Source organism: Pseudomonas sp. TE6283 (assembly GCF_054060555.1).
Genome location: NZ_JBSSDH010000020.1, coordinates 1 through 12858 on the forward strand (window position 1 = coordinate 1; position 12858 = coordinate 12858).

The window sequence follows — 12858 nt, forward strand, 5'->3', positions numbered from 1 at the left end:
TCCACAGCTACAACAACTACCTGTCGCCAATAGCCATGGAGCAGCAGGCGGCTTGATCACCGTAATCGGTGTCCGGAAAAACTTGACCAGAACAATCCTCCCCCTACGGCCCAAACGACGAAATCGGCGCCGCCAACCTCCTCACCCCCGAGGTGGTCAAGCAAGCCATCACCCTGGTCAAGACCGGCAAGACCTACCCCCTCGCCGTCCCCGTCAGCAAGGACCTGCCTGCCTTCCGCCACCGCAGCTTCCACCTCTACAACATCCAGCCCGGCGAACAGGCCGGCCAGACCCTGGGCAAGAACAAGTTCAGCTTCAACGACGAGTTGGTCAACGGCTGGACCGGCGTCGGCACCCAGCTCAACGGCATCGGCCATATCGGTATCGACAACGTCTACTACAACGGCAACAAGGCCGCCGACTTCGTCACCGTCGAAGGCGTGACCAAGCTCGGTGTGGAAAAAGTGCCGCCGATGGTCACCCGCGGCGTGGTGCTGGACATGACCGCCTACTATGGCAAGGCCATCGTGCCGGGCGGTACGTCGTTCACCGTCAACGACATCAAGGCGGTGCTCAAGCGACAAGGCATCACTCTGCGCAAGGGTGACGTGGTGCTGTTCAACACCGGCTGGCTGGAGCTGATTGGCAAGGACAACGCGCAGTTCCTCGCCACCGAGCCAGGCATCGACCTGCCGGCGGCCGAGTGGCTGGCCGACCAGGGCATCGTTGCCTTCGGCGGCGACACCTGGGCCTCGGAGGTCTACCCGAACCCTACCGGTGAGGAGTTCCCGGTCAACCAGTTCATGCTGGCCAAGCGCGGCATCTACAACCTGGAGCTGATCGACACCCGCGCCCTGGTACGCGACAAGGCCTTCGAGTTCCTGTTCGTGCTGGGTCAGCCGCTGTACAAGGGTTCGACGCAGGTCAATATCAACCCAGTGGCCATCTACTGATCGATCGGGTGCCGCTCACCCCGTCACCACCTCATACCTCACCCGATGCGCCTCGGTCGGCAGCGGCACCTCCCACTTGAACAGCATCCGCCGTATATCGTCATTGCGCAGCGATGTATCCCGTCGCTGGTTACGCCGCATGACCTCGTCCTCCGGCCGCTCCAGGTAGACGATCTCCACTTGCGCCCCGTAGCCATACAACAAGTCCAGGGTACGGCTGCGCATCTGCGCCGACAGGTGCGTCGAGTTCCACACGAAGGGCCTGCGCTCACGCAACAGTGCCTTGGCCCGGTCGATGGCGTAGTGCGCGGCGGCGCCTTCGTTCTGGCCGTGACGCAGGCCCAGGGCCTGGCGCGCGTCGTCGAACGACACCACTGGCAGGTCCGGGTGGTGTCGGGCGGTCCAGGTGTCCTTGCCGCTGGCCGGCAGGCCCGAGAGCATCACCACCTGGGACCCTTGGGGTTCATGCAACGCATAGTCCGGATGCACACGGGCGCCACGCAGGTATTGAATGCGCGTGTAGTCGTCAGCAAACGCCCTGGGCCCATGCAAGCACCCCTCCTCTGCCGCCAGATCGCGCCACAGTTCGATGGCGATCAGCACATCGGCCTTCCCGGCATAGTGGCGCCCCTGCATGTCAGCCTCGGCCACCGCACAGAGCATCCACACCGGCAGCTCCCAGGACAGCTTGTGCAGCAGGAACTCCGCGCTGCGTCCGCTGCGGTCACCCTGCAGGGCAAAGAACGGCAGTTGATGCACAGTGATGATCCGGCAGATCTGTTCGCGCAGCGCGAACGGCACGCCGGCGCGCCACAACAGCAGACGCGCATCCACCGCGCCCCGGCGCGAGTGGCCGGGTTGGCCGATGCGCCCGGTCTGCGGGTCGATCACCGTGGTGTCGGGCTTGGCGATGTCATGCAGCAAGGCGGCGAAGAACAGCACGAAGCGCTGCTCGGCGCTGGCGTCGCGGTAGGCGCGCTGCGCCAGCAGCGCCTCGACCACCAGGCGGGTATGGACCCATACATCGCCCTCGGCGTGATAGGTCGGATCCTGCGGGGTGTCGGCCAGGCGTGCCAGGGCCGGGATGGCCGCCAGGCAAGCGGCGCTGTCCATGTCGTGCCCGGGGTCGGGCACCAGTTGTTGCAGTTGTCGAATATCCATTTCAGGAAGCTCCTTCAATCGCCGCGGCGTGCGCCGTGCCAGTCCTGGGACAGGCGCGGTGCGTAGAGATCGACGCCGGCGGCCAGTTGATTGGGTATGTACGGTTGGTTGGCATGGTGCTGGTCGGCGTCGAGGATGGCCTGGACGAAGTCCTGGCGCACCCACTTGAGCCGGCCCAGGGTCTGGCGCTCGTCTTCAAGCTTCAGGTACAGCCCCTCCATGCGGCTCGAGCGGTCGCACTGGCGCCAGGCGCGGGCCAGATCGAGGCCTTCGCGGCGCACCACCTGCTCGAACACTTCGCGCCATTGCGCGGTCTTGGCCAGCGAGTCGCCGAGCAACGCCATCAGCTCGGCGTAGCGGCGCGGTGCCGGGCCTTCGTACAGCACCGGCACCGACAGCACCGGGCCGTCGGCGAGCAGGCGGCGGCGCGCCGCGGTGGACAGGAACAGCCCCGTGGCGCGGTCCCACACGTCGAACTCGCAGAAAAAATGCGGCAGGTGGTCGTAGAACACCGAGTGCTTCTTGTGCAGCCACTCGCCATACAGCACGAAGCGGTCTTCAAGACGCTCCAGCAACCAGTGCTCGTGGGCGACGGCCCATTGCTTGAACAGGTTGAACTGGCGCTCGCGGCCACCGCCGGTGAGGTAGTGGCCACGCGACTGCAGGCGGAGTTCTCCACCGTTGCTAAAGCTGATGCCGGCGTTGGCGCCGTCGAGTTTCTCTTCCACCACCAGCCATTGGCCGGTCAACGTGCCATAGGCCACCTGGCCGGCATCGCTGTCGTCGTCCTGCAGGCGCGAGCCTTGCAGATGGGGTGTGCGAGGGTATTTGAGCAGTTCGAGGGAATGTGCGTCGGCACGAAAATCCATGTTCATGGGTTTCTCCTTGGAAATAGGGAAAAACCGACGACAGGATCAGGCAGGTACGAGGATGAAGCGCCGCCGCGCGCAGGCGCGGGCAGCCATCAGGCACGATGGACCGTCGTCGGTATCAGGCGTGTTTGATGGCGCAGGGCACTGGCTTCACCACTTTGGGAAAAGGTTGCGGGGATTCGAGGGCGCGCATTCAACAGCATGTGCCGTCAGCAAGTCAAGCCCTCAATGAAAGCAATGTGATAGCATCCGCGCGCCCCTGGAGGGGCAATCTTTTGAAATCCCGCAAGGAATAGGCTTCGTGAAAGACTTCGTCATCAGCGTCAACAACATCGTCCTCTACGTTTCCCTGGCCGTTATCTGGCTCTTCGCGCTCATCACCCTGTTCACCGGCGGGTTCCTGCCTGCCCTGGGTGTGTTCGTGGTCGGCAGCCTCGGCTGGTGCATCGTTTCCGGCTTCTGGTTTGTCCAGTCCGCCACCTACGAAGAGCTGCGCAAGCTCAACGCCAGCAAAGACTGACGTGTCCGGGCGGCGCGGCATCGTGTCTCGCGACCGCCCTACCCTTGCTCCTGCGCCGTGGCGCCGCGAAGCCATGGCAGCGTTGACCCATTCAGTCCGGCGCTGGTCCATTCTTGATAAATATCAAGGCCTCTCGGCGCGATAGCGCCACCCTGAGTCGTAAGTGCGAGGCCAACGGTCCTACTGGCTAAGCATGTCGACATGCACGAGATGAACCGCCCTTCCTAGAGTTCCTGCGATGCTCACCGTCACGCTGATCAACATGCTGGTCGTGATCCTGGTGGTGATCATCCACTACGAATGCCTGCTGCGTCTGAATGACTGGCTACCGCGCCTCAAGCTCTGGAGCCGGTTTCGTATCGTGGCGGGCGTATTCGGCGCTCTGTTGGCCCATGCCCTGGAGGTCTGGTGCTTTGCCCTGGCCTACTACCTGATGGTCCATGCCAAAGGCTGGGGCACGCTCAACGGCAATTTCGACGGAAGTCTTCTGGACTGCGTGTACTTCTCCTTTACCACCTACACCACCATCGGCTTCGGTGATGTTGCCCCCAGCGGGCACCTCAAGTACCTCACGGGCCTGCAGGGATTGACCGGCCTGGTGCTGATTACCTGGACCGCTTCATTCCTGTTTCTGGAAATGCAGAAGTACTGGAAAGCCAAATAGCCGCTGGGGCCATTCGGCTAACCAGCCACGCCCCTGCACTCGCTACGTCTTCCTGCTGAAAGTGGCCGCCAGCCGCGCAGTTGACAACGATCAAGTCGGAGCGAGGCTGCGCACCGAAACTGTCTTCCCACTGTTCATTCCAGACGCATGAGGGCATCGCCATGACTCCCGTCAAACCTCCCCATCAACCTGCTGCCTCGGCGTTTCCTACGCCCGTTGGCGAGCACTGGATCGAAGCACTCGACAATGGTACCCATGTGCTTGTCAGGCCCTTGCAAGCCAAGGACCGGCAGCGTGAAAGGGCCTTCATCGAACGCCTGTCACCAGAATCACGGCACTACCGTTTTCTGTGCCAGATCAAGGAGCCTGGTGAGGCAATGCTCGACCAGTTGATGGCGGTCGATCAGGACCGCCAGGCCGCCTTCGTCGCGCTGGCGCATGTGGACGGCGAACTGCAGGAAGTGGGCATTTCCCGTTACGCCGCCTGTGCTGATCAAGATGACTGCGAGTGCGCGGTCACCGTACTCGACAGCTGGCAACACCATGGTCTTGGCCGCTTGCTGCTCAAGCACCTGACTGATCAGGCACGGAGCAAAGGTTTCCGGCAAATGTATTCGATCGATTCAGCCGCCAACCAGGCGATGCGTGAGCTGGCCAAGGCCGCAGGATTCACCACGACAACCGACCCCGATGATCCGAGCCAGGTCATCCACCGGCTTGCACTGAGCTGACCTGAAGTCGCGCGCCATGACCAGTCGTGGCGCCGGCCTGGTTCAGGGCGTGCGTGCATGAGGCTCCTCGGGCAGCAGGTCGAACTGCTCGAGACAGCGCTGCTCATCATCGGGCGTGAGCGCTTTCAAACCGGTCACGCCCTGCAGGGGCGTTTCGAACAAGGCCATGCGCAATATCCCATTGCGTGTCATGAACCTTTGCGCCAGGCACGTGCAAACGGGTCTGCCGACCAGCGCGTTGAGCTTTTCATGTTCGGGTGTGTCGACTTGGGCCTGCAGATTGGCCTCGCAGTTCGCTGCGATCTGCGCCACCGAACGCCCCGCCAATCCTAAGGTGCCCGTGCCCAGCAAGGCCAGGCACACCAGCATCGCCAGCAGGAGGTTCGATTCCCGGGCCACTGAGCGCAGGAACGCCAAGCGGTCCTGCCAGCCTGTCTCCTGGCCGTTGAAGATAGCCTTGCCGACCGTGCGCCTCACACCCCGCTGCACTGCCCAGCCTAGCGCCACGCTAAGGGCCAGTATGGCCAGCAGTACTGCCGGATCATGCATGATAAGGCGCCAGGTCGGGCTCAGTCCGCGGTAGACCGACGTGGCCAGCAGCAATACAACGATTGCCAGGATCCAGCCCAGGCTCCCCTTGGGACGTTGCATCCATGCCCTGAGCTTTGCCCTTGCTTGAATAGTCATGAGCACCTCCCGCGCCAGGCTAGCGCACAGGGTCGATGGCAACGGTTTCCTGATACTCAGGCACGCACACCTGCCAGCCCAGTTCGAGGCTTATCCGCCGCCGCAACGTGTCGGCAGCGTGGGGCTCGCCATGGATGACATAGGTCTGACGTGGCGGCCGGGTGAACCCGCGCAGCCATTCCATGATCTCATCGGCATCGGCGTGCGCAGACAGGTTCTCCATCGCATGCACCCGTGCACGAATCGGCACATCCTCGCCGTGCAGACGCACGCTGTGGGCACCGGCGACGATATCGGCGCCCCGCGTGCCCCCGGCCTGAAAACCCGAGAACAGGATACTGTTGCGTGGGTTGGGGGCCAGCGCCTTGAGGTGGTGCAGTACCCGCCCACCGGTCGCCATGCCACTGGCGGCGATGATCACCGCAGGCTCGCGCAGCTGGTCAAGGTGCCTGGACTCATCGACCGTGCGGACGATGTGCGTGCTCTTGCACAGGGCGGCGCACTCAGCCGCTGTCAGCCGATGTTCGCTGCAGTACCGTTGGTACAGGACAGTGGCATCGGTGGCCATCGGGCTGTTCAGGTACACCGGGATATCAGGAATCAACCGGTCGCGCTTGAGCGTGTAAAGGTAATGCATGAGCAACTGGGCACGGCCGACGGCGAACGAGGGCACAAGGATGATGCCATGGCGCAGGAGCGTTTCATTGATGACCTTGGCCAGGTACTGCTCGGTCGATTCCGCAGGGTGCTTGCGATCCCCATAGGTAGACTCGATCAACAGCACGTCCGCCGTTCTGACCAGCTCGGGCGCGCGCATGATCGGGTCCTGGGGGCGTCCCAGGTCACCCGAAAACAGCAAGGTCTGGCCTTCGGCGCTGATCTGGACCGTGGCCGCTCCCAGAATGTGTCCGGCGGTACGCAACAGCAGTTCCATGCCCTCGGCGATCGGCGTCGGGTGGTGCAGTTCCACGGGGCGAAACAGTGCCAGGGCCCGTTTGGCATCCTGCTCGGTATAGAGCGGTCGTGCCGGTGAGTGCCTGGAGTAACCGTGGCGGTTGGCATGCTCAGCCTGTTCTTCCTGCAACCGGGCGCTGTCGAGCAAGAGGATTTGCGCCAGGGCGCACGTCGCCGGCGTGGCGTAGATCGGCCCGCTATAGCCTTCCCGGACCAGTACCGGTAGATAGCCGCTATGGTCGAGGTGGGCGTGGGTCAGCACCACCGCCTCCAGCGCCCTCAGTGCCGGCGCCGGTGGCGCCCAGTTGCGCAGGCGCAATTGCTTGAAACCCTGGAAGAGTCCGCAGTCGACCAAGATCCGCGTGCTACCACGGGTCAGCAGGAACTTGCTGCCAGTCACCGTCCCGGTGCCGCCAAGAAAGGTCAGTTGCATGGCCAGGGCTCCCAGGTTTCGGCGACTTGGGGATGAACCGCGAGTATGCTGCACGGTGGACGGCTGACGAGACGTTCGGTGGTGTCGCCCAGTAATTTATCCAGCCCTTTGGGCTGTACCACGCCCATCACCAGGGCATCGATGTCCAGTGCCGCGACCTGTTCACGGATCACTTGTACCGGACGGCCCTCAATGAAGTGCCTGCGCTCCGGCGCAACGCCTTCGGCGTCGGCCAGTGCTTCGAAGGGTGCCTGCAGTGCATCGCGCATCTCTTCGATCCAAACCTGGGTGACGTTCATGTCCGAGGCGAATACCCCAGCCAGGCTGTAAGCCGAAAGCAGATGCAACTGCGCGTCGCATTGCAATGCCAAAGCCTGGGCAGCACGGATCAGTCCACGGTTGAAGCAGGCCTGGACGTCTTGCGTCTCGCTGAATGCCGTATCCACGGCGATCAGGATACGCCGCGGCAGTGAGATGGCCGCCGCCGGCACGAATTGGCTGACACCCTTGAAACCACGCATCAGCGCACAATCCAACGGGATACCGAACAGCCGCCCCCAGGCCGATACAGCTTCGCTGTCCTTGATGACCATGTCCGGCCGCAGCTCACTGATGTAATCGATCGCCTGGCTACGGACATCCTCTGCATTCAGGCTGTCGACCGTCAGCGCTATTGCGCTGCCGTGATACCGCTCGATCAAGCCTTTCAACTGCACGCGGTAGTGCTCGTATTGGCGCGTGATATCGGCCACATTCAGCCGCTCCTCACGCAGCAGGTGCTGCTGGTTCGGCGTGAACAAGCCCAGCACATGCACGCTGGCACCGCTGAGCTGGGCCAAGGCAAGCCCCCTGCGCAAAGCAGCGGAATGTGGATCGACTTCGGTGAGCAGCACCAGCAGATGTCGATACTGACCCATGGTGAACCTCCGCGCTCGTGGGCATGATGCGTTCGATGTTCCGCGCGAAGGGTCGGTGTTGCTTGATACAGATCAGAAAGCCGCTACCCAGCCTGAACTTGATGATTGTCAGAACCACGCTGGCCCGCCACGTTAAAACGGCTGCAACAGCTACTGATCACGTCATCAGGAGGCACCATGAACGGGCAGCAGGCCGCACAGCCGCAAACAGCTGAACACTGGGTCGAAAAGCTCGAGGATGGCTCGGCGGTGCTGATCCGCCCACTACGCGAGGAGGACCACGAAAGGGACAGGCGCTTTCTCAGCACAATTGCCTATGACTCCCGGCGCTTTCGTTTCATTGCCGGACTCAGCGGCTGCTTGCCTGGTGTAAACACGCACTGCATGCCAGTCGATCATCCCCCGTGCATGGCCTATGTCGCCTTGGTGCATGCAAACGGTAGATTGCAACAGATTGGCATCAGCCGTTACGCCGGCATTGCCGGTAGCCAGTATTGCGAATGTGCGGTGGCGGTCAGCGAAGACTGGCAGCGCAAGGGGTTGGGCAGGCGCCTGATGCGACACCTGATCGCGGCAGCACGCCGCGAGGGATTTGAGCGCATGGTATCCAGGGACATGGCGAGCAACTATGCCATGCACCGGCTGGCCAAGGCTCTGGGCTTTACATCATGCTATCCGGGTGGAGATGTGCGCGAGATCCTGCACCAACTGGATTTGCGGCCTTGAGCAGGCGAGGCCCTTGCGGGCCTCGTGCTTCAGCCTTGGGAGCGCTCGGGCGAAATTACCAGCACACTGCTGGACAACCGATGCAGAACCCGCTCGGCAGTGCTACCGATGAACCCGCCGACGCCATGATGGTGATAACTGCCCATCACCAGCACATCGATTTCATTGTTATCCATGAACAGCGCCAGGGCCTTTGCCGGGTCACCTATGCGCATGTGGCGGTGTTCGACGGCGATCCCGTTACGTTCGGCAAGCGCCTGGAAGGCAACGCTCTGGGCTTCGTGGAGGGTCTGGGCGAGGTTCGAGTCGAACAGGAACGAGTGCTCACGGCTACCGTCGACGCCCAGGTACAGGGTGCCCAGGTCGTAGGCGTACAGCAATTCGACCTGGGCACTGCATTGCAAGGCCAGTTTCAACGCTTCACTGATGATCTGGTCGTTGAAGCCTTCATATTGTTCTTCCGGCCTGGACAGGTCCACCGCGGCCAGAATCCTGCGTGGCAATGCCTGGCTGGCGTTGTGTACCAGGTGCAAAGGGATTCGCGTTTCGCGCAGCAGCTGAATATCCAGCGAGGTGAACATGGCGCGCATCCACCAGGGCTCATGTTCGAGCGCCTTGATCAGCATGGCGAATGGCTGTTCACGCAAATGCACCAGGATCTCGTCCAAAGGATGCTGCACCCACACCACTTCGGTGGTGACGATGACGCCGTTGCGCCGCATCGACAGTGCCTGGCTTTCCAGCCATTCACGGTGTTGGCGCACGTAGCCCTCGCGCATCACCGCCAGCGCCTGGTCGTTCACCAGGCCTGCCGTGGCAAGTCCTTCCAGATAGTCGAATGCCACGATGTGCAGTGCCATCCCCTTGGCCTTGGCCAGGGCCGCTGCACGGTCGTAGACCGGGGTTCGGCGCATCAGGGGCGATGCGATCAGCAGGAGTCTTTGCGGCGTTTGCATGGCTCACCTCCGGGATTGCGCCAGGTAGCCAGAGCATCTACTTCCCACGTCTTGCACGTTTGATGTTTGTCAACTGGAGGCGCCTGCAGACCAACGGCATTACCCAAGACGCTGGACATTGACACGGATCAATGCGGCGAGCGTTCGCTGGCGCACTTTATTCCCATATTCCAGACACATTCAGGTATCCGCAGATACTGCGCTGCGGGTCACGCACCGCTTCCGGCTCGCTGACACTGAGGTTGCCTGCGAAGTGTTCGCTCAACAGCGCGACGGTGTGATCCACGCCCCGCTGCCAGCATGGACGCTTTCATTACCTATCCATGCTTTGGAGGCGCTGATGAACATCCATGTCGAAAAAAGCTCCGAGCCGGAACGCTGGTGGGTGCATATGGATGACTGGCGGGTGGGGTTCAGTACGGCTGCCGAAGCCGAGCAATTTGTCGAGCGGCTCACAGGCCGCCTCGAGGCTCCCCATTCGCTTGACATGCTGGTTGATAGTTCACCTCGCGGCACCCGCGGCATGCATACTGACGCAGGGGCCCAAGGCGATCAGCGACGAGCGAAGGAGGCCTGAAAATGTACGGCCAATTGAAGGTCAGGTCGCTCGACTCGCCCAACGTTTCGTGTACGACCAATCCCATCCACCTGAAACCCTCGGTGTCCCTATGCAGGGATTGCCGGGTCAGCGGTCTGTGCCTTCCCACCGGTTTGCCTGTTCACGACAACAGCTGCCTGGGCGCATTGATAGGCCCGCGAATGCGCATGCGAAGGGGCGCCGCGCTGTTCAATGCCAATGACCCGCTGACCCTGCTCTATGCCGTGCGCTGTGGCAGTTTCAAGACCCGCATGAACACCGCCGAGGGCCAGGGTGTGGTGATCAACTTCTGGATGCCGGGTGACGTGCTTGGGCTCGATGCCATTGCCACTGAGCGCCATGTCTGTGACGCCATTGCCCTGGAAGACAGCGAAGTCTGCCCGATCCCCTATCACCGCTTGCAAGCACTGGCGCGTGACTTTCCGTTCCTGCAACAAAGCCTGAATCGCTTGATGAGCCGGGAGATCGTGCGCGAACACAAGCGCGTGCTGATGCTGTGCAATCTCACTGCGGAACAACGGCTGGCGGGCTTCCTGGTGGAGTTGTCCGGGCGCTTCGCCTGTCGCGGTTATTCTGCCCATGGCTTCATGCTGCGGATGTCCCGGGAAGACATGGCCTCGTACCTGGGTTTACGCTTGGAAACCGTGTGCCGATCCGTCGCCCGCCTGCGCGCACTGGGTATCGTCGAAATCCATGGCAGGCTGGTGCAGATTCTTGATATGGCCGCACTGATCGCGCTGCAACAAGGCGACGGTGAATGGGAGGCCAGGGCCATTATGAAGGCACCATGCTCGATGCCGTGAATGTGGGCCACGGTGCAGTGGCATTGGGCATTGGCATGCTGGTGGGCCTTGAGCGCGAGCGCAGGAAAGGACGTAACGAACGCCAAGCTGCCGCTGGCTTGCGGACATTTGCTATCACGGCGTTGCTAGGCTACCTCAGCATGGTACTGGCAGGGGCGGTGCTGGTAGCGGTCGCGAGTCTCGCACTGGTGTTGATGCTCTGCACGCATTACCGAAAGCATGTCGACAACGACCCTGACATTACCAGTGAAATTGCGCTGCTTCTGGTACTGACACTGGGCGCACTGAGCCTGAATGAACCTGAGCTCGCCGCCGCTGCGGGTGTGGTACTGACCGTGCTGTTGGCGCTGCGACGCGAATTGCATCATTTCGTGCTGCAGCAACTGAGCGAAGAAGAGCTGCGCAATGGCTTGATGCTGTCAACGGTGGCATTGGTGGTGCTGCCGTTGACTCCGGACCAGTTTCTAGGCCCCTACAACGTACTCAACCCGCGTACGATCTGTAATCTGGTGGTCTTGCTGATGGCTGTCGGCGCTTTGGGACACATAGCCATGCGCCTGATGGGGCCTCGGTACGGATTGCCCTTGAGCTCAATCGCATCGGGTTTTGCCTCGAGCACTGCCACCATTGCCTTGCTCGCACACCGCGCTCGTCAGCAAGGCTCTGCTGCCAGGTCATTCGCCGGATCTGCCATATTGTCCAATCTCGCCAGCCTCACCCAGTTTTCCCTGGTGCTGGGCATCATTGATCGTCGCTTGCTCGAGCCTTTATGGCCTTCGATCTGGCTCGGTGCGCTGGCCACGCTTGTGTATGGGGTACTTCTGCTGGCGCCCTGGCGTTCGACTCATGGCGGGTCGGCGGCGCAGCCGGGGGCTGGTGCGTTCAGTCTCTGGACCGCTATGGCCGTCACCGCTGCCATAACCGGCATCTCATTGTTCTCGGCGTTTCTTCTTCAGCATCTGGGACACAACGGCGCGAACGTCGCGGCGTTCGTCAGCGGGTTGGCCGACGTCCATGCGGCCACTGCCTCGATCGCCTCGCTGGTCATCGCCGGCAGGCTCGGTATTGATGACCTGGTGATATCAGGATTACTTGCATTGACCGCAAACGCGCTGACCAAATGTGCTCTGGCTCTGAGCAACGGCGGTTTCAGTTTTGCTCGATACCTAATTCCCGGCCAGTTGGTCATTCTTGGGGCGGTATGGCTGGGATTGCTCTTGTAGATGTTCAGGGGCTATGCGTGTTCAGGTTCAGGGCGCGGGCTCCGGCAGCCGGCGGAAGAGCAGCCACAGCTCCCCAGCACCAGGCAGGCGACCAGCAACAGCGCCCTGTACATGTTCATGATCCTCCTCGGGGCTTGCCGGCCAGGCCGAGCAGCTGCAGGCGCAACTGGGCGTCCCGGGCCCGCGGGTCCAGCCAGATGGCGAAGAACGCCCGGGCAAAGGCCGGGTCGGCAAGGGTGCGGGTGGGCTGGTCATCGACATAGAAACGGCCGCCCTGCCCCGGCAGGTACAAGCCGGTGATGCGCATGCCGGGGCGCACATCCACGAATGCCTCCTGCAGTACCTTGGCCCAGGCGTCGAGCTGTTGCGGCGTCACGCGACCGGCGCCGAGGCGACGCATCTCTTCAAGGCTGGCTTGCACCAGCGTGTCCCGGGACAATGAGCGGTGGTAGGTCAGTTCCAGGGCGAACGGCTGATTCCAGTCATGGTGCGGACCTTCGGTCCACAAGCGTGCGCTGTACAGCCGCAGCCCGAACCAGGTGAAGTCGCCACTGCCCAGTTGCTGGGCCGCCGGCAGCGCTGCACGCCAGTCCGCAATGGCCGCTGGCATCGACGTCAGCAGCAGGCAGAGACAGGCCAAGCGCGCAAGGAATGCCATGA

At 62.2% G+C, this 12858-nt stretch carries 14 protein-coding genes and 1 pseudogene; 8 read left to right on the forward strand and 7 right to left on the reverse strand.

Annotated elements, in window-relative coordinates:
* Positions 1–98 precede the first annotated feature (98 nt).
* Positions 99–953, forward strand: a pseudogene (locus tag ACVWZ5_RS21505) (cyclase family protein); the annotation flags it as partial.
* 15 nt (positions 954–968) lie between these two features.
* On the opposite strand, the gene ACVWZ5_RS21510 reads toward ACVWZ5_RS21505, so the two are convergent.
* Together ACVWZ5_RS21510 and ACVWZ5_RS21515 are read right to left on the reverse strand one after the other, a co-directional pair.
* Positions 969–2114, reverse strand: a complete 1146-nt coding sequence (locus tag ACVWZ5_RS21510; RefSeq protein WP_186599963.1) for an AAA family ATPase — start codon at positions 2112–2114, stop codon at positions 969–971.
* Positions 2115–2128: 14 nt separating this feature from the next.
* Entirely contained in the window at positions 2129–2989 is an 861-nt protein-coding gene (locus ACVWZ5_RS21515) for an RNA ligase family protein (RefSeq protein ID WP_280070627.1), read from the reverse strand.
* A 298-nt stretch (positions 2990–3287) separates the two neighbouring features.
* Between ACVWZ5_RS21515 and ACVWZ5_RS21520 the strand changes: the two genes are divergently transcribed.
* From ACVWZ5_RS21520 to ACVWZ5_RS21530, 3 genes are all read left to right on the forward strand, one after another.
* Complete coding sequence (locus tag ACVWZ5_RS21520; RefSeq protein WP_023630431.1) at positions 3288–3506, forward strand: hypothetical protein; 219 nt, start codon at positions 3288–3290, stop codon at positions 3504–3506.
* 238 nt (positions 3507–3744) lie between these two features.
* A complete protein-coding gene (locus tag ACVWZ5_RS21525; protein WP_028688838.1) occupies positions 3745–4170 on the forward strand; it encodes a potassium channel family protein in 426 nt (141 codons plus the stop codon).
* Positions 4171–4331: 161 nt separating this feature from the next.
* A complete protein-coding gene (locus ACVWZ5_RS21530) occupies positions 4332–4901 on the forward strand; it encodes a GNAT family N-acetyltransferase (protein WP_062574025.1) in 570 nt (189 codons plus the stop codon).
* Positions 4902–4943: 42 nt separating this feature from the next.
* Here the strand turns inward: ACVWZ5_RS21530 and ACVWZ5_RS21535 are convergent, their stop codons facing one another.
* From ACVWZ5_RS21535 to ACVWZ5_RS21545, 3 genes are read right to left on the reverse strand one after another with little or no spacing between them, the layout of a single operon-like run.
* Positions 4944–5588: a hypothetical protein gene (locus ACVWZ5_RS21535; protein ID WP_253249259.1), complete on the reverse strand. Its 645-nt coding sequence runs from the start codon at positions 5586–5588 to the stop codon at positions 4944–4946.
* Between the two features lie 19 nt (positions 5589–5607).
* The gene (locus ACVWZ5_RS21540) at positions 5608–6975 is read right to left on the reverse strand and encodes an MBL fold metallo-hydrolase RNA specificity domain-containing protein (protein ID WP_084942288.1); all 1368 of its coding nucleotides are present in this window, start codon (positions 6973–6975) and stop codon (positions 5608–5610) included.
* Complete coding sequence (locus ACVWZ5_RS21545; protein WP_186599961.1) at positions 6966–7892, reverse strand: universal stress protein; 927 nt, start codon at positions 7890–7892, stop codon at positions 6966–6968. The genes ACVWZ5_RS21540 and ACVWZ5_RS21545 overlap by 10 nt, the downstream gene beginning before the upstream one ends.
* A gap of 177 nt (positions 7893–8069) precedes the next feature.
* Between ACVWZ5_RS21545 and ACVWZ5_RS21550 the strand changes: the two genes are divergently transcribed.
* The gene (locus tag ACVWZ5_RS21550; protein WP_062574022.1) at positions 8070–8618 is read left to right on the forward strand and encodes a GNAT family N-acetyltransferase; all 549 of its coding nucleotides are present in this window, start codon (positions 8070–8072) and stop codon (positions 8616–8618) included.
* Between the two features lie 29 nt (positions 8619–8647).
* On the opposite strand, the gene ACVWZ5_RS21555 is transcribed toward ACVWZ5_RS21550, so the two are convergent.
* Positions 8648–9574, reverse strand: coding sequence for a universal stress protein (locus ACVWZ5_RS21555; protein ID WP_028688832.1), 927 nt, complete (start codon positions 9572–9574; stop codon positions 8648–8650).
* A gap of 118 nt (positions 9575–9692) precedes the next feature.
* On the opposite strand from ACVWZ5_RS21555, the gene ACVWZ5_RS21560 reads away from it, so the two are divergent.
* Genes ACVWZ5_RS21560 through ACVWZ5_RS21570 form a run of 3 tightly spaced genes read left to right on the forward strand, consistent with a single transcriptional unit; the run spans position 9693 to position 12198 of the window.
* Complete coding sequence (locus ACVWZ5_RS21560) at positions 9693–10151, forward strand: hypothetical protein (protein WP_280070625.1); 459 nt, start codon at positions 9693–9695, stop codon at positions 10149–10151.
* Positions 10152–10153: 2 nt separating this feature from the next.
* The gene (locus tag ACVWZ5_RS21565) at positions 10154–10975 is read left to right on the forward strand and encodes a helix-turn-helix domain-containing protein (protein ID WP_280070624.1); all 822 of its coding nucleotides are present in this window, start codon (positions 10154–10156) and stop codon (positions 10973–10975) included.
* Positions 10960–12198 (forward strand): MgtC/SapB family protein, encoded by a 1239-nt coding sequence (locus ACVWZ5_RS21570; RefSeq protein ID WP_096050158.1) that lies wholly within the window; start codon positions 10960–10962, stop codon positions 12196–12198. Before ACVWZ5_RS21565 ends, ACVWZ5_RS21570 begins: the two co-directional genes overlap by 16 nt.
* Positions 12199–12313: 115 nt before the next feature.
* On the opposite strand, the gene ACVWZ5_RS21575 is transcribed toward ACVWZ5_RS21570, so the two are convergent.
* Positions 12314–12856 (reverse strand): chalcone isomerase family protein, encoded by a 543-nt coding sequence (locus tag ACVWZ5_RS21575; protein WP_280070623.1) that lies wholly within the window; start codon positions 12854–12856, stop codon positions 12314–12316.
* Positions 12857–12858: the final 2 nt, after the last annotated feature.

What these genes read in the sequence shown, in the direction of transcription:
- ACVWZ5_RS21535 (WP_253249259.1), bottom strand. Translation starts at nt 5,588, where the DNA reads ATGACTATTCAAGCAAGGGCAAAGCTCAGGGCATGGATGCAACGTCCC.
- ACVWZ5_RS21555 (WP_028688832.1), bottom strand. Translation starts at nt 9,574, where the DNA reads ATGCAAACGCCGCAAAGACTCCTGCTGATCGCATCGCCCCTGATGCGC.
- ACVWZ5_RS21570 (WP_096050158.1), top strand. Translation starts at nt 10,960, where the DNA reads ATGCTCGATGCCGTGAATGTGGGCCACGGTGCAGTGGCATTGGGCATT.
- ACVWZ5_RS21565 (WP_280070624.1), top strand. Translation starts at nt 10,154, where the DNA reads ATGTACGGCCAATTGAAGGTCAGGTCGCTCGACTCGCCCAACGTTTCG.
- ACVWZ5_RS21510 (WP_186599963.1), bottom strand. Translation starts at nt 2,114, where the DNA reads ATGGATATTCGACAACTGCAACAACTGGTGCCCGACCCCGGGCACGAC.
- ACVWZ5_RS21525 (WP_028688838.1), top strand. Translation starts at nt 3,745, where the DNA reads ATGCTCACCGTCACGCTGATCAACATGCTGGTCGTGATCCTGGTGGTG.
- ACVWZ5_RS21540 (WP_084942288.1), bottom strand. Translation starts at nt 6,975, where the DNA reads ATGCAACTGACCTTTCTTGGCGGCACCGGGACGGTGACTGGCAGCAAG.
- ACVWZ5_RS21545 (WP_186599961.1), bottom strand. Translation starts at nt 7,892, where the DNA reads ATGGGTCAGTATCGACATCTGCTGGTGCTGCTCACCGAAGTCGATCCA.
- ACVWZ5_RS21530 (WP_062574025.1), top strand. Translation starts at nt 4,332, where the DNA reads ATGACTCCCGTCAAACCTCCCCATCAACCTGCTGCCTCGGCGTTTCCT.
- ACVWZ5_RS21575 (WP_280070623.1), bottom strand. Translation starts at nt 12,856, where the DNA reads ATGGCATTCCTTGCGCGCTTGGCCTGTCTCTGCCTGCTGCTGACGTCG.
- ACVWZ5_RS21550 (WP_062574022.1), top strand. Translation starts at nt 8,070, where the DNA reads ATGAACGGGCAGCAGGCCGCACAGCCGCAAACAGCTGAACACTGGGTC.
- ACVWZ5_RS21515 (WP_280070627.1), bottom strand. Translation starts at nt 2,989, where the DNA reads ATGAACATGGATTTTCGTGCCGACGCACATTCCCTCGAACTGCTCAAA.